This is a genomic window from Allofournierella sp. CML151 (assembly GCF_027853465.1).
In the GTDB taxonomy this organism is placed as follows: domain Bacteria; phylum Bacillota; class Clostridia; order Oscillospirales; family Ruminococcaceae; genus Allofournierella.
Genome location: NZ_JAPNNW010000010.1, coordinates 89,958 through 108,372, shown reverse-complemented (window position 1 = coordinate 108,372; position 18,415 = coordinate 89,958). Strand labels below are relative to the sequence as shown.

At 42.3% G+C, this 18,415-nt stretch carries 16 protein-coding genes and 1 pseudogene; 13 read left to right on the top strand and 4 right to left on the bottom strand.

Annotated features, from left to right (window positions below):
* Window positions 1-589: 589 nt before the first annotated feature.
* Window positions 590-793: pseudogene (locus tag PH256_RS15320) on the top strand (DUF6933 domain-containing protein); the annotation flags it as partial.
* Between the two features lie 17 nt (window positions 794-810).
* Complete coding sequence (locus PH256_RS09140; RefSeq protein WP_270913879.1) at window positions 811-1,530, top strand: IS1096 element passenger TnpR family protein; 720 nt, start codon at window positions 811-813, stop codon at window positions 1,528-1,530.
* Window positions 1,531-1,699: 169 nt separating this feature from the next.
* On the opposite strand, the gene PH256_RS09135 is transcribed toward PH256_RS09140, so the two are convergent.
* The 4 genes from PH256_RS09135 to PH256_RS09120 all read right to left on the bottom strand — a co-directional run bounded on the left by PH256_RS09135 (window position 1,700) and on the right by PH256_RS09120 (window position 3,991).
* Complete coding sequence (locus tag PH256_RS09135; RefSeq protein WP_270913878.1) at window positions 1,700-2,140, bottom strand: hypothetical protein; 441 nt, start codon at window positions 2,138-2,140, stop codon at window positions 1,700-1,702.
* 84 nt (window positions 2,141-2,224) lie between these two features.
* A complete protein-coding gene (locus PH256_RS09130; RefSeq protein ID WP_270913877.1) occupies window positions 2,225-2,941 on the bottom strand; it encodes a hypothetical protein in 717 nt (238 codons plus the stop codon).
* Window position 2,942: 1 nt separating this feature from the next.
* Complete coding sequence (locus PH256_RS09125) at window positions 2,943-3,506, bottom strand: RNA polymerase sigma factor (protein WP_087182146.1); 564 nt, start codon at window positions 3,504-3,506, stop codon at window positions 2,943-2,945.
* A 137-nt stretch (window positions 3,507-3,643) separates the two neighbouring features.
* Entirely contained in the window at window positions 3,644-3,991 is a 348-nt protein-coding gene (locus tag PH256_RS09120) for a helix-turn-helix domain-containing protein (protein WP_162613411.1), read from the bottom strand.
* A gap of 682 nt (window positions 3,992-4,673) precedes the next feature.
* On the opposite strand from PH256_RS09120, the gene PH256_RS09115 reads away from it, so the two are divergent.
* From PH256_RS09115 to PH256_RS09065, 11 genes are all read left to right on the top strand, one after another.
* Window positions 4,674-5,513, top strand: coding sequence for a tyrosine-type recombinase/integrase (locus tag PH256_RS09115; protein WP_270913876.1), 840 nt, complete (start codon window positions 4,674-4,676; stop codon window positions 5,511-5,513).
* A 365-nt stretch (window positions 5,514-5,878) separates the two neighbouring features.
* Window positions 5,879-8,191 carry a Helicase associated domain protein gene (locus PH256_RS09110; RefSeq protein ID WP_270913875.1) on the top strand — a complete coding sequence of 771 codons (2,313 nt, stop codon included), beginning with the start codon at window positions 5,879-5,881 and terminating at the stop codon, window positions 8,189-8,191.
* 24 nt (window positions 8,192-8,215) lie between these two features.
* Window positions 8,216-9,007, top strand: a complete 792-nt coding sequence (locus PH256_RS09105) for a sugar transferase (RefSeq protein WP_333766350.1) — start codon at window positions 8,216-8,218, stop codon at window positions 9,005-9,007.
* Between the two features lie 30 nt (window positions 9,008-9,037).
* Window positions 9,038-9,808 (top strand): glycosyltransferase family 2 protein, encoded by a 771-nt coding sequence (locus tag PH256_RS09100; RefSeq protein ID WP_270913874.1) that lies wholly within the window; start codon window positions 9,038-9,040, stop codon window positions 9,806-9,808.
* Between the two features lie 17 nt (window positions 9,809-9,825).
* Complete coding sequence (locus PH256_RS09095; RefSeq protein ID WP_270913873.1) at window positions 9,826-11,010, top strand: nucleotide sugar dehydrogenase; 1,185 nt, start codon at window positions 9,826-9,828, stop codon at window positions 11,008-11,010.
* 87 nt (window positions 11,011-11,097) lie between these two features.
* Window positions 11,098-12,408 (top strand): glycosyltransferase family protein, encoded by a 1,311-nt coding sequence (locus PH256_RS09090; protein WP_270913872.1) that lies wholly within the window; start codon window positions 11,098-11,100, stop codon window positions 12,406-12,408.
* A complete protein-coding gene (locus PH256_RS09085; RefSeq protein WP_270913871.1) occupies window positions 12,389-13,615 on the top strand; it encodes a glycosyltransferase in 1,227 nt (408 codons plus the stop codon). Before PH256_RS09090 ends, PH256_RS09085 begins: the two co-directional genes overlap by 20 nt.
* Complete coding sequence (locus PH256_RS09080; protein ID WP_270913870.1) at window positions 13,575-14,660, top strand: EpsG family protein; 1,086 nt, start codon at window positions 13,575-13,577, stop codon at window positions 14,658-14,660. Before PH256_RS09085 ends, PH256_RS09080 begins: the two co-directional genes overlap by 41 nt.
* A gap of 3 nt (window positions 14,661-14,663) precedes the next feature.
* Entirely contained in the window at window positions 14,664-15,800 is a 1,137-nt protein-coding gene (locus PH256_RS09075) for a glycosyltransferase family 4 protein (RefSeq protein WP_270913869.1), read from the top strand.
* Between the two features lie 86 nt (window positions 15,801-15,886).
* Window positions 15,887-16,861, top strand: a complete 975-nt coding sequence (locus tag PH256_RS09070) for a glycosyltransferase family 2 protein (RefSeq protein ID WP_333766348.1) — start codon at window positions 15,887-15,889, stop codon at window positions 16,859-16,861.
* Window positions 16,862-16,870: 9 nt separating this feature from the next.
* Window positions 16,871-18,415 carry a lipopolysaccharide biosynthesis protein gene (locus PH256_RS09065; RefSeq protein WP_270913868.1) on the top strand — a complete coding sequence of 515 codons (1,545 nt, stop codon included), beginning with the start codon at window positions 16,871-16,873 and terminating at the stop codon, window positions 18,413-18,415.

Sequence of the window (18,415 nt, the reverse complement as noted above, 5' to 3'; positions counted from 1 at the left end):
TTTTTTCATGCCAGTTGGCGACGTGAAATTACGATCATATACAATCAATTACAATCAATCTAGACTCCGGCCGTCGAAAATAAGGCATTCTTCCAATGCCCGATCAGCATTGGTGACCACGATCATTCCGTCAATGCTTTTGCCGGTCCAATTCACATTTCCCACTACTTTTGACAGAGGGGGATGTGCTGTTTGCTATAGTTTGCAGAAAACGAACAGCGGAAATATCCCGGATTGGTAAGAATTTGCAGCCCGTTTCAGCCCCCCGATGTGTACCAAATTACAGGCCGTGTGTACCAGATTTACCGGTCGATTCCTTTTCAACCCAATATGTCCGAAGTTTAAAATGGTGACACATCCATCTGGCCGACACATCCGTGAAGAACTGTTGCGGCTGATAGCCATACCATATACGATCCTGCTTCTGCGCTGTATCCTCATAGACCTTCATTGTGGTCAAAACTGAAAACGGAGCAAGAAGAAAAAGTAATGGAAAAGGTTGCTTTTTTATCTGTGAATTCGTGGTTTACAGGAATTGGATTTGCTATGATAAAGGAATAATTACACAAAAAGTAGGTGGAAAAGGAAAATGCAGATCGGATGTACAAAAAAATTGCAAGAGTTTTTGAAAAAAGACATTATTCAGGCAGATCAAGATGTGGATCCGTTTTACACCTGGAGTTCTTCAATTATGATTGTAAATCGAAGAAGGACGATTGTTGTGCTGCATGATGAATCCCGATGTGGATTTGTACTGTACGGCATGACTTCCAGGCATATTCGGGAGATAGACCACATCATTCATGCGATATGCTGGAAGCACATGGAATCAGCACTGCGATCATTGAACGCTATCTGCAGGAATGTGGACGTATCTCCTATACTACCCCACGGCACCGCGATACAGTTGCACATCTCAACTACTTTTGCGAGCAGGTTTCCTTCTTTTCGGAAGTATTCATTCCGGTGAGACAATTTCAATCCCATCTGGTGCAGGCGTTGAATGAGGATCTGGTCAAAATCGACGGGGAATATGTAGATCCACGGGAAAAGCTTCGGGAAAGTTTCGTTGAACACTATCCGGGGCAATCGGTGATCTCCAGAAAGATGGCCATACTGGATATAAAATTGGTAGGCACATCCTGTTTCAGACGAATACGGATTCCAAGCCATTATTCTTTGATGCAGCTGCATTGGGTGATTCAAACTTTGTTTTCATGGAAAGATGCCCACCTTCATGTTTTTGAAACAGAAGATGGGCTCTCTCTGGATATTGATTTTCCGGAATACAGTTTTCTGGTGTCCGAAGGTGACTGGGAACAATCGGCCGAAGCCCCAATGGAGCGGTACCTTTCCGTTGGCGAAGTGTTTGCACACAACCAAACCATCCAATACATCTATGATCCAGAGGGGCGATCGCTGCACAGGATTGTACTTACAACGCGGAAGGAGGATACGCAAAACAGTCCGCCAAGTTGTATTCTGGCATCCGGTATGGCTCCGCCAGAAATAGGCAATGCGGATAGATGATCCTATTTATGGGACACACTGGAACTTTTCCACCGCAGGACAGTCAATGCAGTGCAAAACCTGCCCGATTCTTGTAGTCAGTCCGGACTAGAACTTCAGCAAATCAATAAAACTTTTGAAAATAATAGTTACTTTATATTTTGCCAATATTGCTTTTTCAGATATACATTTAAATGATCGTTTCGCCGGTGTACAAGGTTTCTTCCTCCAAAAGCACTCCCGAAGGAGAATATACTTCAATGACGAGTCTCATGCGATAGGTTCCTGTATTTAAGTAAACATATTCTGAAACTCCAGCATCTCCCTTACCGCTGGCTGACCATTTATAGCTGGTATTATACCAACCACCGTTATAGCGTTGAACAGTGGCTTCAAGATTGACGATATTATCTCCGCCACTCACAAGTACATCGCCACCAACCCTGTGCCGTCCCTTAGAATCGGTAGTTTGCAATACTCCACCACCCACATACACGATGTAGGTCCATTTTGGTAACTTAAAATCAGTTTGCCATTCATCCGATGCAAAAACCGGAGCACACATATTGCTAAACATCAAAATACAAATAAGTAGAAAACTAATGCTTCGGAAAGTGGTTTTCTTTGTCATGTTGATACCTCCAGTAACTATCAGTTTGGAAAATTAGCTTTCTGATAATATATAAGTGCAAAAATAAAAACATATAACATCAAGTCATAAATTTGAAATATTTTGCGCGATTTTCACAATTTGTTCGTGCGTGATTTTTCCATTTATGATAATTACTCCATTCCCTACATGTAGATATATGGTTTTAACCGCACCATCCTGACTGGTGTAAACAGGAACGCTTTCCTCGTGCAATACAATAGCGCTTGAAGCGGTTGATTCTTCAACAGCTCCATAACTGAATGTCCAATCAGTTGTATAGGCAAACAAAAATTCGCCGGAGGATGACTCAAAGCGGAGATATTGTAATGATTCTCGAAAACCAACTCCACTATAATGAAATGTGCTCGGTATCCACGTGGGATAGTATTCACAGTCCCATTCTTCCGGTTTTTCGAACGTATACCCATCCAAGGTAGAAATATCGCTGTAGTCTGTAAACACCCGTGCGACTAGTTCGAAAATAGTAACATTATCCGCCGATATGGGTACAGCAAAAGCAAACACAGCAGCTGCCGCAATCCCACACGCCCACCGTATTACCCGGCTCTTGGACCGATGCAACGCTCGCTGACTGTCTTTGTGGAATTTTTCCTGAAAAGCACGCATTTCTATCTCATCTGGCGGAGTATACTCTTCCGACTGAATCAACTGATCCAGCTCCTCCTGGCTTTCCCGATAGGCGACCAGAGCCAGCATGTGTGCAAGTTCTTCATCGTCAATCTTGTCCAGCTTTTCTAGAAGTTCTTTCTTTGTGGCCACATCAGTCACCCCCCAGGCATTTTTTCATTTCGTTGCGCAGATGATTTAAAGTGCGGTTTTTCAACACACACAGACTGGCACGCTTGACTCCCATGATTACTGCAATCTCGTTGTCGTCCAGTCCATAATAAAGACGCCACATAAAGTATTCTTTGGAGCGTCTGGGAAGTCTGGCGGAGCTTTTTTCAATCAAATCCCACAAATCGACCACGCGATATTTGTCATCAAAATCAAAAAGTGAATTCTCGCGCGCCAAAGCATCAAAGGCCTGCTCCATGTCCTCGACGCTGTCTACCTGAAAATTCGGGTGATATTTCTTTTTATAATAGGTTTTTCCCAGATTGATGGTAATGCGCATTAAGTAGCGGGAGATATCCTCCCGTGTAGAGAGAATGGTTTTCCCTTTCTGGATGATTTTCAAGGTGTTTTCAAAGGCAGCCTGCACGATGTCTCTGGATTCTTCCGGATCGTGGGTCATTTGAAAGGCCTTGTTGTAAAAGACTTTGTAATCCTGTTGGCAAATGTCATCAAGCAGGAGAACAGCATCGGTAATATATTGTCTCACATGTACGCCTCCTGTGTAGGGATTTTCCATCTTGTCTACAGAAGCAAAGCAATATACTGACAAAGCGAAAGTCGTGAAAGGCTGGCGATGACAGAATCTATTATGGATGGTTCAGCAGACGAAGAGAGTAGCCTTACTTAGTGGGTTGTATTATCGTCTAAAAGCACCTGCATGATCTTGAAAATCTGTTCTCGCTGTTTGGAAGTCGCTTGTTCAGCTAACTGATTAATTGCAGCAAGAAGATAATCGTCAGGGTTTTCCACTTCCGGGCGAAGGAAATCGATAACAGAGCAGTGATAAATGGAGGCAAATGAATATAGGTTTTCCAGAAGGATGGGAACTGTTCCTGACTCCAACCGGCTGATATAGTTCTCCGTCATCTTCATGATTTCTGCAACATCTTTCTGCCGCAGATGGCGTTGTAAACGCATTTCTTTGAGCCTTTTGGCGATGAGTGTATAATCTACAGTTTTTAATGAATCCATAACCATCCCCCTTTTATTTAAGGGTAACAGCTTTTGTTGAAATGCAGAATGCATCAGTAAGATATGTAAGTAGCACTAATGGTGATGGTGCATGGATGTATAAAAATTAGCTGACTTGGTTCGGGAAAAGATAGTTTTTGATTTATGAACAAAAGAAATGTCAAGATTTCTGACTTGTCACACATAGAAAAAGTATAGGAGAGTTATGAGAACATAACTATAACTAGGAATGTTTTGAATAAGGCGTGGCAGCAACATTTATCATGGAGACAGGACAGAAAATTCACAGATATAGGAATATACATAAGAAAATTGTGAGTTTTCTTGCAATGCGAAGGATGCATTACCAGATAACGATGTTCGAAGCAAAAGTGTTCTGTGAGTGCATCCAATATCGAATACCGATGACTGTTCGGGAGTACTCCATAAGGATGGAACGATATCGATGTCCCCGGTGCAGACAGGCAATTGAGTTCGAATACTGCAATTTTTGTAAAGAATGTGGACAACGACTTTCCTGGTACGGAACAGCGGCCAACGGATACGAGGGAGAGTAATGGAGCGAATTTTCGGTAATTTCTTGAAATGATCAATTGCATAGCTCGATAATATAGTCGATCCGCAAAAATATCATTGTCGGTAACACCGTATGCTATAGTGAAAGCGGAGGTGATACCATTTCATGGAACATATCATAGAGGAAATGGCTGTCATTGGCTTTTCCAAAGAGTTGTTTGAAAAAGAACGGGCCAAAGAAACGATTGATCGATACCAGCAGCAGCTTCACACGTTTGCGCAATGGGTGGGAGGAAGAACAGTAACAAAGGAAATAACGGTATGCTACAAGCAATGGCTGATGGAGCGGTATTCGCCGGCCAGTGTGAATGTAGCACTGGCAGCGCTAAACGGCTTTTTCGATTTTATGGGCTGGCAGGAGTGCCGGGTGCGTCCGGTCCGGGTGCAGCGCAGACATTATGCGGAGCCGCGCCGGGAATTGAGCCGTCAGGAATATTACCGGCTTCTGCATGCCGCCCGCCGGAAAGGAGATCTGCGCTTGTTTCATCTGCTGGAAACTATTTGTTCCACCGGGATTCGTGTAAGCGAGCTGCGGTTCATCACGGTGAAAACAGTGCAAAGGGGGCGGGCGGATATCTGTAATAAGGGGAAATATCGTACCATCCTGCTGCCCCGGCGGCTGTGTGAAAAACTCCTGCACTACTGCAGAGAACGGGGAATTGCACATGGAAGCATCTTTGTAACCCGTTCAGGCAAACCGGTGAATCGCAGTAATATCTGGGCGATGATGAAGGCTCTGTGCAGAAAGGCGCAGGTCTCTGCCCGAAAGGTCTTTCCGCATAATCTGAGGCATCTGTTTGCTCGCTGTTTCTACCAGTGTCAGCAGGATCTGGAACATCTGGCAAGTCTGCTGGGGCACAGCAGCATCAACACAACTCGTATTTATACAAGAACCAGCGGGGAAGAGCACCTCCGCCAGATCGAAAAACTGCGCCTTATATTATAATGTAAGGGAAAGCCGAACAAAACGAAGGCCATCCGCCGAAGTCGGATGGCCTTTTTGCCCTGCAAAAAAGCTGTATGAAAGGGTAAAAAACGAATAAAAACGAAGGAAAAAGCCCGCCACATTTTGGGAGTGAAATGTGGCGGGCTTTTTTATATGACAGAAGAAGCATTCTGTATCGAATTTTTAGATAAAAGATTAATGCATTTAGAACAAGGTACACAAGATTATTTTAATCATAACCTATTTTGCAGTTTTTTTCAATGCTATTCGATGCTTCTCGAAAGAATTCAGTCATTTGCCCGAATTTCTGTCCCAAAAGACAAAACATATTGCTTCTTACGTTGTAAACCGCGGAGAGGGAGGCGATGCATGTGGCGGTGAAATTGTTTGAGCACAACCAAAAGGCGTATCGTTCCGCCGTCGACATGCTGGAACGCGAAGGAAAAGCAGCCATCGTCCACCCCACCGGAACCGGAAAAAGCTTCATTGCATTTCAACTCGCTCTGGATCAGGAGGAAAAGAGAATTCTCTGGCTTGGTCCCAGCGAGTATATTTATGCAACTCAGATGGAAAGTCTGGCACGCTGCGGCGGGCCGGACAAGCTGTCCAATGTAACTTTCCGCACCTATGCCAAACTGCTGCTCCTCAGCGAGGAAGAATTGGCCGTGAATGCGGATTACATCATTCTGGATGAGTTCCATCGGTGCGGCGCAGAGCAGTGGGGCAATGCGGTACAACGTACCATTGCAGCCAATCCCGGGGCAAAGCTGCTGGGGCTTTCCGCAACCAACGTGAGATATCTGGATAATATGCGCGATATGGCAGAAGAGTTGTTCGAAGGCCATATCGCAAGTGAACTTTCCCTGGGTGAGGCGATCGTCCGGGGAGTTTTGCCTGCTCCGAAGTATGTGACCACCGTGTTCAAATACCAGAACGAGCTGGAACGATACCAGAAGCAGGTGCGCACCATGCGGCCGGCTGCGCTGCGGGATGTGAACCAGAAATATCTGGATGCCCTACGCCGGGCGCTGGAGCAGGCGGATGGTCTGGAGCAGGTGTTTGCCCGCCACATGACGAGCAAAAGCGGCAAATACATCGTGTTCTGCTCCGGCATGGAGCACATGCGCGAAATGATGGAACAGTCCCGCAGCTGGTTTGCCGGAGTGAATCCGGACATCCATTTCTACATGGCCTATTCCGAAGATCCGGGTACCAGCAAGGCGTTTGCGGAATTCAAGGCGGATTCCAGCAGTGCCCTGAAGCTGCTCTTCTGCATTGACATGCTCAATGAGGGTGTGCATGTGGATGGAATCTCAGGAGTAATCCTGTTCCGACCCACGATCAGCCCGATCATCTACAAGCAACAGATCGGCCGTGCCCTGACCGCAGGTGACAGTGTGGTGCCCCTGATTCTGGATGTAGTGAATAACTTCGAGGGACTGTGCAGCATTGATACCCTCAAGGAGGAGATGGCCACCGCCGTGCAGCACATGTATGCGGTGGGCGAAGGCGAGAAAATCGTCACCGAACGCTTCCAGGTAGTGGAGCAGGTACAGGACTGTCGCACTCTGTTTGAAACGCTGCGCAACAGCCTGAGCGGAACCTGGGAACAGTACTTTGCTGCGGCCAAGGAGTATGCAGCGGAATATGGGAATCTCAAGGTTCCCAAACGGTATAAAACGCCGGGAGGGCTTTCACTGGGATACTGGATCGGTGTACAGCGGTCGGTGTATGCAGGCAATCGCAGTGGAACACTCACTCCCGGACAGATCGAACGGCTGAACAGCATCGGAATGGTGTGGGAAAACCAGCTGGAAAGCGCCTGGGAAAACGGGTTTGAACACGCCAAAGCCTATTATGAGGAGTTTGGCGATCTGCTTGTTCCGGCCCGGTATAAAGCACCGGATGGCTTTGCACTGGGTAATTGGATTTACAATCTGCGCCAGCGCCGGGTAAACGGCGAACATGCAAGCATCCTGAACAGGGAACGAATCGCTCGGTTGGATGCCATTGGTATGGTTTGGGATGCCCCCAGCCTGCAGTGGGAGAAGAACTACTGCAGAGCGACGGAATATTACAACGAGCATGGCAATTTAATCGTACCGGTGGATTACAAATCGCCGGACGGATTTGCACTGGGAAACTGGATTCGAGCATTGCGTCAGGCCCGGGAAGGAAAATTCAATCGGAAACCGTTGAGTCAGGAGCAGATTGCCCGGCTGGATTCTATTGGAATGTACTGGGGCAATTGCAAGGATAATCAGTGGATGCAGGGGTATCTGGCAGCAGAGCAGTACTTCAAAATCCATGGGGATCTGAACGTGCCGCCCACCTACCAGAACAGTGAGGGACTGGCTCTGGGCAAATGGGTTGCCCGCCAGCGGTACGCTTACCTGCAACCGCCGGAAAGCGGAAAGCATCTGGATGCAGATCGGGTGAAGATGCTGGAAAGAATCGGAATGATCTGGCAGAAAGAGGATTCCTGGCAGCACCGCTACGAACTGGCGCAGGAATATCTGGAAGAGCATGGGAATCTGAACATTCCTGCAAAATACAAGACCAGAGACGGCATCTGGCTGGGCCGATGGATTTATGAGCAGAGGAGAGCCCTGCAGCCCGGGGCGAAAAAACCTTTGCCCACAGAGAAACGGGAAAAATTACAGCGATTGGGAATTTGAAATACGCATAAGGGGAGCAGAAGGATGGAGACAGAGTTGAGAACAAAAACCATGAGAGGAATCATGCGGGAACACCGTATTCCGCTGACTTCGGAACAGCGGAGATATCTGAAAATGAAGCGGATATTCGATATGATTGTTTCTGGCATGGCACTTGTAGTACTGGCAATCCCGTTTCTGTTTGTGGCAGTATTGCAGAAACTGAGCAGTCCCAATGAACCGGTGTTTTTTCGGCAGAAGCGAGTGGGGCAGGACAGTCATGTGTTTTATATCGTGAAGTTTCGAACAATGAAGAGCACTGCCCCGAAGTACTCTTCTACGGGAAATCTGCAGAATGCAGACAGCTATATTTCCAAACTGGGCCGATTCCTGCGGGATACCAGCATCGATGAACTTCCGCAGCTATTCAATGTGCTGGTGGGAGACATGAGCCTGATCGGCCCCCGCCCGTTGATTCGCCAAGAGCGCAGTGTGCACTTCCTGCGCCGGTACTATGGCGTAGATCAGCTGAAGCCGGGGATCACCGGTTGGGCACAGATCAATGGACGCGATCTGCTGAACGACTACGACAAAGTATTCTACGATCGGGAGTACTTAAAAAATGTGAGCATGGCCTTCGATGCGAAAGTGTTTTTCGACAGTGTACTGAAGGTGCTGGGCCGCCAGGACATCAAAGAAGGTGTAACTGCACACCATCATCGGGATGAGATGCATCACCAACAGGAGCAGCTGATTCAGGAGAAAAAGGAGCAGTGTGAATTCACACAGTTCCAGGAGGAATCTCAGGTGTTGCGTCAGCAGCGCCGGGCGATGTGAAAATAAACGGAGAGGAATCGAGATTGTATCATGGGTCAAAAAGTTTCAATTATTATGCCGACCTATAATTGCGGAAAATATATTCTGGAGTCCATCCAGTGCGTGCAGAATCAGACACACAAGGATTGGGAATTGATCATTGTGGATGATTGCTCCACAGATAACACTAAAGAGATTGTGGAAGAAGAGCAGCAAAACGATGAGCGTATTTGTTATGTCCTACAGAAAAAGAACGGTGGTGCGGCAATTGCGCGAAACACTGGCTTGGATCATGCAACAGGCGATTATATAGCGTTCTTGGACAGTGATGATTTGTGGACTGAGGATAAGCTTGAAAAGCAGTTGGATTTCATGAAAAAGAACAATGCTGTTTTTTCAGCCACAGGCTATGAAAAAATGGATGAGACAGGAGATTCGCTTCATGAAGTGATGATTCCTCCGAAGCGCACTGATTACAATAAAATGCTTTTTCTAAGTGATCCGATTGGAAACTCTACTGTCATGTATGATCGAAATTTGCTAGGCGATATTCGAGTACCTGATATAAAAAAGAGGAATGATTTTGCACTATGGCTGAAACTTCTGAAACATACGGATGTAGTTATGGGAATGCCGGATGTAATGATGCGCTACCGTGTACGAAAGAACTCTATTTCCGCCAATAAAATTGCACTGGCTAAATATCATTGGATGCTGTATCGCCAGGTAGAAGAACTTCCGCTTTGGAAAGCAGGATTTGCGCTGTTTTGCTGGGCCTTTGTAAAAGGAACAGGAATCGGACTAAAACGAGAAAAAGTGTAAGAGAGGGATAAATAACAATGAAAATCGCGGTTGCGGGTACCGGATATGTAGGGCTGTCGCTGGCTGTTCTGCTGGCGCAGCATAACGAAGTGTGGGCAGTGGATATCATTCCCGAAAAAGTGGAAAAAATCAACAATAAAATTTCCCCGATTCAGGATAACGAGATCGAGGAATATTTGCAGACCAAACAATTAAACCTGATCGCAACACTGGATGCCGAAAAGGCATACAGTGGTGCGGATTTTGTCGTTATTGCGGCTCCCACAAACTACGACCCCAATTTGAATTACTTTGATACCTCGGCGGTAGAGTCGGTAATCAAACAGGTAATGGCGATTGCACCGGATGCAATCATGGTGATCAAATCCACCATCCCGGTAGGATACACCAAAAATATCCGGCAGAGATTTGCATGCGAAAACATCATTTTCAGTCCCGAGTTTTTGCGTGAGAGCAAGGCTCTTTACGATAATTTGTATCCCAGCCGCATTGTGGTAGGCGCTCCGGCACAGGATGCGCGTCTGAAAGAGAAAGCGATGCAGTTTGCGGAGCTGCTGAAAGCAGGTGCACTGAAAGAAGAAATCCCCACCTTGATTACGGATCTGACCGAAGCCGAGGCAATCAAGCTGTTTGCAAATACATACTTGGCACTGCGTGTGGCTTATTTCAATGAGTTAGACACCTATGCGGAGGTGCGCGGACTGAACACCAGGCAGATCATCGAAGGAATCGGTTATGATCCACGAATCGGTGATTATTACAATAACCCCAGCTTTGGTTATGGCGGATACTGCCTGCCCAAAGATACCAAGCAGCTGCTGGCGAATTATCAGGATGTGCCGCAGAATCTGATTCGTGCCATTGTGGAATCGAACGGAACCCGTAAGGAATTCATTGCAAACCAGATTTTGAGCTATGAGCCGAAGGTGGTGGGCGTTTACCGCCTGACCATGAAATCGAACAGCGATAACTTCCGGGCCAGCAGCATCCAGGACGTGATGCGCCTGGTGAAGGAGCAGGGTGTGGAGGTTGTGATTTATGAGCCGACTCTGCAAGAGGATTCCTTTGCGGACTGTACAGTGATTCACGATCTGAACGAATTCAAACAGAAGAGCGATGTAATCCTGGCTAACCGCTTCAATCAGGAGATTGAAGATGTGCTGAAAAAGGTATACACACGGGATTTGTATTTTAGAGATTGATTAAAACTGGACTGCATAACTATTACTTCAAACTGATTTTGTGGATTGTAGTACAAGTGAATAAAGTTGACAGATTCATAAGTTGTCTTGAAAAATGAAAGTGTTTTAAGAGGAGTAAAAGATATTTTGAATAATAAAAAAATTCTAATTATTTCTAATAATGCTCTTGTTGAGTCGGATTCTAACGGAAGAACACTTGGGTGTTTGGTAGAAAATATTTCAAAAGATCTTCTGGTACAAATCTGTGTCAATGGAAATGCTGTGAGTTCTAAATATATTATGGATAGTTATGCAATTTCAGATAAAATGGCATTAAAGAGCATCTTCCAAACTAAATGTACTCCACGAAAGCTGGAAGTTGATACGGAAACTGCTGAGAAAGTAAAATCAGATATATTAATTAAACGTACATCATTTGTTAGTTTAATGAGAGAAGTAGTATGGCAACAAGCTATTTGGAAAGTAGATGTGAGATCAATTCTAGATCATTTCAGTCCGGATGTAATTGTGGTACAATTAGGAGACTGTTCATTTACTTTGAATTTAGCATATAAACTTGCAAAAAAGAATGGAATTAAAGTTGTTCTTTTTACGACAGAAGATTATTATTTTAAAGAGTATAATCATCTGAATTCTATCAAAAAAGACGTTTTTTTTGATATGTTTAAATGGAAATATAAGAAGACATTGAAAAAACTCTTCACTGTTACAGCGTGTTGTGTTTGTAATACACCATATTTAGCAAATTTATATCGAAAAGAATTTCGAAGAAAAACGGAAGTTGTAATGAATGCAGCTAATCACATCGATGTGCCTGCAGATGAAAGAAACCCTCAAAAAATCGTTTATGCAGGGAATTTGGGCCTTGGACGATATCAGTCACTGATAAAGGTGGCAGAAGAAGTTAGAAAAGTTTCACCTTCTTGCTACATAGAGGTTTATGGGGAGTTTTTGGAAGAAATAAATCATGAATTGGGAAAATATTCCAATATACACTTAAAAGGTTTTGCTCCATATGAAGAAATTCTGAGGCAACAGGCTACAGCCCATTTAGTGCTGCACATAGAGTCATTTGAACCCTTTTATCAAAATAATTTGAAGGCAGCGTTTTCTACAAAAATTCCAGATGCGCTTGCCTCTGGAACACCATTTCTGTTATTTGCCCCAGAACAGCTTGCGGAAACAATATATTTGAAAGAAAATGATTGTGCTTTTGTGTGTACTAATCACAGAGAGCTAAAAACTGTATTAAAACAGGCTGTGAATGATGCAAAGAAAAGATCCGAGAAAATCAACAATGCCAAACACATTGTTGAAAGAAATCATACCTACAGAATTAATCAAGAGATTTTTATAAGAGCTATAGAAGAGGCTGTAAATGAAGATAGTTCAAATTAATTGCACCTATAATTATGGAAGTACTGGAAAGATTACTAGAGACTTACATAATGCTTTGAAAGAAAACGGATTTGAGAGCATTGTTTTGTATGGAAGACGACAAAATAGTACGCAAAGTGATGTTGTTAAGACATGTAGTGAGGTGGAAGCAAAAAGTTGGAATCTTATCTCTAGATTTACAGGAAGACCTTACGCCGTATCCCCTATCGGCACAAGAAATTTAATTGCTGTATTAAAAAATGAAACTCCAGATATTGTTCATCTGCAGTGCATTAATGGTTTTTTTGTGGACATCTATCAACTATTGGATTATTTGAAGCAGGCAAAAATACCAACAGTCATTACACTTCATGCAGAATTTATGTATACTGGTAATTGTAGTTATGCATTTGAATGCAATCAGTGGGAAAAAGGGTGCAAGAAATGTCCAAATAAAAAGAAAGCATTAAAATCTTTATTGTTTGCTCCGGTTGCATATAATTGGAACAAAATGAAAGAGTCATTTGAAGGATTTGAAGAATTGGTGTTATGTCCTGTTTCAAAATGGGTTTATATACGTGCGCAGAAGTCAAGAATTTTAGAACAGTATAACATGAGAACAATTTTTAACGGGATTGATACTACTATTTTTTCTTATGATATGCAAAAAGCATATAAATTAAAGGAAAAAATTAAAATTGGAGAAAAGAAAATTGTTTTACATGTTACGGCCGATTACAATAATCCTATAAAAGGTGGGAGATACATTACGGAATTATCACAAAAACTAAATCAGGACAAATACTGTTTGATTGTAGTAGATGGGAATGATAGCCCCCCGCCAGATGATTTTAATGGAATCTATTGGGGAAGAGCTAGAAATCAGGAAGAGCTAGCGACTTTATATATGATAGCAGATGTTATGACGATTACAAGTAGTAGAGAATGTTTGCCTACGACTTGTGTAGAGTCATTATGTTGTGGAACGCCAATAGTTTGTTTCGACTTTCATAATGGGTTTGAAGAATCGGATTTTCCAATTGAATATGTAAAGATGGTTCCGTTTGGAAAGTTAGAGCAGTTGAAAAAAATGATAGAGGTGACAGCTGAAGAATCGGTAGATAAAGAAAAAATATCATATGATTCCAAAAATATATTTTCTTGTGAAAATATGACAAAAAATTACCTTGAAGTTTACCAATCACTCATTAATAGCGAAAGGATATAATATGGGGCCATATTACGGATTGATTATAAGTGTTGGATTTCTGAGGTTAATGACGATTGGTGCTATCAAAAACAGGAAAAATAGAGATGATATCTTTGTAGTAGCTGTATGCATCCTTACAATCCTTTTGCAATCGTTTAGAAAGAATACTGTAGGGATCGATTTAGGAATGTATATTCCGGGATATGAATTGAGTGGACAGTTGCCTTGGTTTTCACCTGTATTTAACTTTGAAATCGGCTATCGAGTCTTTTGCAAAGTTTTATATATGATAGGAGTTTCGCAACAGCTGTTTCTTGGAATAGTTGCGACTATCTGTCAAAGTTCAGTGTTTATGTTTATACGAAAACACTCTAAATTTCCAGCAATCAGCATTGTTATCTATCTAACATTTGGATTGTTTACCTTCTCTTTTTCGGGTCTGAGACAAATGATAGCATTTTCTATTGCTTTATTTTCATATGACTTTGTAGAAAAAAAAGAATGGATTCCGTTTTGCGTAATTATTGGTGTTGCGAGTCTATTTCACACATCCGTGTTGGTCTTTTTGATTGTATATCCACTATATTATTGGAAGTTCCCTAAAAACACGGTGATCTTTATGTTTCCAGTGTTTATATTTGAGATCCTTTTTGGGAATATGGTGGTTGCCCTTATGGTAACCATTTATAAACAAACGGATTATCAGGCAGAAAATACAGGAGCTTATGAAGCGTTTTTGATGTATTCGTTGGTGTGGATTGCTGCAGAATTATTCATGAAATATACAAATGAATATAATGCATATCGGAATTATTTGTTAATTGGTGCTTTGGTTCAGGGGCTTGGATTATACCATTCCAGTGTAGCACGTGTAGGGTACTATTTCATGTTTTTTATTTGTCTAGTGCTTCCACAGACAATAGCCGATATTTGTAAAGATGATTGGAAATTAAGATTCTGCATAACATCGGCTTTGGTTGTATGCTGCTTTATATTTTTCAACATAAATACGGGAAGCGGATACTTAAACGTATCTCCATATATTCCGTTTTGGGAGGATTGATAGATGAAAATAACATTTATATCAAATTTTTTGAATCATCATCAAATACCATTTTGTTTGGAAATGCATAAAATTTTAGGGAGTAACTATCATTTTATTTCAACGGTACCAATGGATGCTGAAAGAACAAATATGGGCTGGAAGGTGGTGAAAGAATACTCATTTGAGGTAAAAGCTTATGAAAGTAAGAGACTTTGTCAAAAAGCGCATGAGTTAGCGTTTGAAAGTGATATCGTTATTATAGGTAGTGCACCGGATGAATACATTATTCCCAGATTGAAGAAAAATAAAATCACATTTAAGTATAGTGAACGACCGTATAAAGACGGAATTAAAATTACAAATTTTATTCGTGTATTAGGCGGAACATGGTTGCACCATGGAAGATTTCAAAGTAAACCACTTTATATGTTATGTGCTAGTTCATATACTGCCAGTGATTTTTATAAAATGGGATGCTATAAAAATAAGTGCTATCGCTGGGGGTATTTTCCTGAAGCAAAAGAATACGATATTCAAAAGCTGATTGAATCAAAATCGAATATCGAAATAAATATCCTATGGGTGGGAAGATTGATTCCCCTTAAGCATCCAGAGAAAGCTCTCCGTTTAGCAAGTAAATTGAAAAGACAAGGATATTCTTTTCACCTAAATGTTGTAGGTGATGGCGAAATGCGTTCATTTTTAGAGCAATATCAATATGAATTAGATGTGGCAGATAAGATTACTTTTAACGGATCAGTGCCGGCCGAAGAAGTACGAGCCTATATGGAAAGGGCGTCTATCTTTTTGTTTACCAGTGACAAAAAAGAAGGATGGGGTGCTGTGCTTAATGAAAGCATGAACAGTGGCTGTGCAGTTGTCGCAAATGATGAAATTGGTTCTGTTGGTTTTTTACTGCAAGATGAACAAAATGGATTAATGTATCACAATGGTGATGAAGAAATGCTCTTTTTGCAAACGAAACGTTTGATGGATTCGATGCAATTAAGAGAAAGACTTGGGCATAACGCCTATCATACAGTTCACGATACATGGTCTGCTAAGAATGCAGCTGCTAATTTTGTGGCGTTAGCTAAACATTTGTTGAGTGGAAATCAGGAAACCGTGGCGATTGGTCCAGGCAGCAAAATCGAATAAATAAAGTAATTTGAAGATTCTTCTTGAGTATTGAGAAACTAAGCACTTTTGAAAGCAAAGTTCAATTCTAGAAAGAGGATACGCTAGTGAAGAAAATATCCGTGATAATTCCAGTTTATAAAGTGGAAGAGTATCTTGATCAATGTGTGCGTTCAGTGATAAATCAAACATATAAAAACTTGGAAATATGGTTGGTGGATGATGGTTCTCCAGATAAATGTCCAGATATATGTGACATGTATGCGGAATTAGATTCGCGGATTCATGTGATTCATCAAAAAAACAAGGGACAGGGGGCGGCACGTAATGCAGCATTAGAGCAGTGTACCGGTGACTGGATCGCCTTTGTGGACAGCGATGACTGGATCGAGCCGGAAACCTATACATCCATGTTAGAATTTGCAAATGAGGCGAAGTTAGATATTGTTTTCTGTACGGCAAAAATTATCCGTGGTACAGATTGTCGAGAAAGAAGATTTGAATATTTTCCTGACCGCACTATCAAAACGGCAAGAGAAATCGAAAAGTTGACACTAATGGATGCCATTGGGGGACAGCCGTGGATGAAAATTTATAAGCGTGCATGCTGGGAAAAATTACGCTTTCCAGAAGCAATGAAATATGAGGACTTGGCTATTTCTTGGCTTCCTTTTGCGGCATCCAATGGTAAAGTGGGCTTTTTGAAGCAACCATTTTATAATTATCGGATGAATGAACAGGGGACATCGCTTAGCCATTCCTGGAGCAAATCGGCTGATATTTTTTGGGGAATGTATCAGCATTATGTTTATGCGAAAAAACACTATCAGGAAGTGGAGGACACCTGTCTCTGCAATGCTTTAAAATTTGCTCTAGGGACCTACAATTCTTATATTAAAAGCGGGATGAAAACGGATCAGGAAAAACTTAATATGGCGATGGAGTTTCTATCGGAATACCGAAAAGCTGTTTGGAAGCAGAAGGGGCTTTCAGTTCAACAAAAGTTGCGACTCACGCTTTACTATTATTGTAGGCCGTTATACAATATTTTGCTGGCGATAGTGTCTATAATAAAAAAATGAGGGATGCCAATGGGAAGTTCTCGAACAAAAAAGAGTATCAAAAATGTAATTGCGGGATTTTTCTGCCAGAGTGTAACACTGATTCTGAACTTTGTGGCCAGAAGTATATTTGTTCGTATCCTATCCAACGAATATTTAGGTATCAACGGACTTTTTAGCAATATATTGACTATTCTTTCCTTTGCAGAGTTGGGGATCGGTGAAGCGCTGTCTTTTGCCATGTATCGGCCTGCAAAGGAGGGAAATCAGCAAAAGCTCCAGCAATTGATGCAGGTGTATAAGCTAGCATATCGCGGAATTGCTGCGTTGGTGACTATTGTAGGTTTGATTTTGTCCTTTTTTTTGGACTATCTTGTTGCAGAAAAGCCAAATATTCCAGAAAATTTTCAGGTGATTTTCTGGTTGTTCTTGCTCAACAATGTATCCTCCTATCTGTTGGCTTACAAACAATCCATCCTGCTTGTGGATCAAAAAAAATATGTTGTACTGTATATCCAACAGGGCGCAAAGATTTTCCAAATTCTTTTGCAGATTGGGGTACTATTATCGGTCGGTTCGTACTATGGGTTCCTATTGATTCAGGTTCTATGCACAGGGTTGAGCAATGTGATTCTGAGTGTTTACGTACAACACACCTATCCATGGTTACAGCAAAGAGGTTCACTTCCACCACTTGAAAAAAGTGAAACAAAAAAGATTTTTAGTGATGTAAAGGCTCTGGCCATCTCAAAAGTAGCAGGTGTGGTCAGCAGCGGAACAGACAATATTGTAATTGCAAAAATTATTGGACTCACTTCTGTAGGTATTGTGTCTAATTATACGATGGTCATCAATTCGGCGTCTACAATCCTATGGGGAGCTCTGGCAGGTGTGACGGGAAGTCTAGGAAATTTTAATGTGTCGGCCAAAACGAGTGAAAAGCAAAGTGTTTTTGATGAGTTATTTATACTGGTTTACTGGATATACGCAGTTTGTTGTGCTTGTATGATAGCTGTGTTAAATCCTTTTATTGAGATTTGGTTGGGAAATCAATATTCTGTGGATGCAAAGATTGTTATCGCTTTGGTTCTGATTGCGTTTGTAAATGGCATAAACCTTCCGGTATATACCTTTCGGGTGACATCCGGACTGTTTGATCAAATGAAATGGCCTTACTTTTTTTGGGGAATTGGAAACATCATGCTGTCAATCTTGTTGGCGTTCAAAAGTGGTCTGTTCGGCGTTTACATTGCAACCGTAATCTCCCGCATTCTCATCTGTGAAATTCCAGAGGGGTATATTGTATATAAGAACATATTGCATAGGCCTGTCTGGAGATATTATGTCCGATATTTGATGGGGATGGCTCTTATGCTTATTTTAGGAGCAGTGAGTGCATCTTTCTGTCAGATGATTATGGTCCCGGGGATCATTGGCTTTCTTTTGAAGGCAACGGTTAGTTTCCTTTCATGCAATATTGCTTTGCTCCTATGTTTTGGATGGAGACCAGAGTTTCGTCGGTTAGTAGGTAGAGCAGTCAAACTGTCGGATAAAAAAAGTAAAAAAGAGGGATGA

Coding starts and splice junctions, on each gene's coding strand:
- PH256_RS09140 (WP_270913879.1), top strand. CDS start 811: ATGCTGGAAGCACATGGAATCAGCACTGCGATCATTGAACGCTATCTG.
- PH256_RS09135 (WP_270913878.1), bottom strand. CDS start 2,140: ATGACAAAGAAAACCACTTTCCGAAGCATTAGTTTTCTACTTATTTGT.
- PH256_RS09120 (WP_162613411.1), bottom strand. CDS start 3,991: ATGGATTCATTAAAAACTGTAGATTATACACTCATCGCCAAAAGGCTC.
- PH256_RS09115 (WP_270913876.1), top strand. CDS start 4,674: ATGGAACATATCATAGAGGAAATGGCTGTCATTGGCTTTTCCAAAGAG.
- PH256_RS09110 (WP_270913875.1), top strand. CDS start 5,879: ATGCATGTGGCGGTGAAATTGTTTGAGCACAACCAAAAGGCGTATCGT.
- PH256_RS09105 (WP_333766350.1), top strand. CDS start 8,216: ATGGAGACAGAGTTGAGAACAAAAACCATGAGAGGAATCATGCGGGAA.
- PH256_RS09100 (WP_270913874.1), top strand. CDS start 9,038: ATGGGTCAAAAAGTTTCAATTATTATGCCGACCTATAATTGCGGAAAA.
- PH256_RS09095 (WP_270913873.1), top strand. CDS start 9,826: ATGAAAATCGCGGTTGCGGGTACCGGATATGTAGGGCTGTCGCTGGCT.
- PH256_RS09085 (WP_270913871.1), top strand. CDS start 12,389: ATGAAGATAGTTCAAATTAATTGCACCTATAATTATGGAAGTACTGGA.
- PH256_RS09075 (WP_270913869.1), top strand. CDS start 14,664: ATGAAAATAACATTTATATCAAATTTTTTGAATCATCATCAAATACCA.
- PH256_RS09065 (WP_270913868.1), top strand. CDS start 16,871: ATGGGAAGTTCTCGAACAAAAAAGAGTATCAAAAATGTAATTGCGGGA.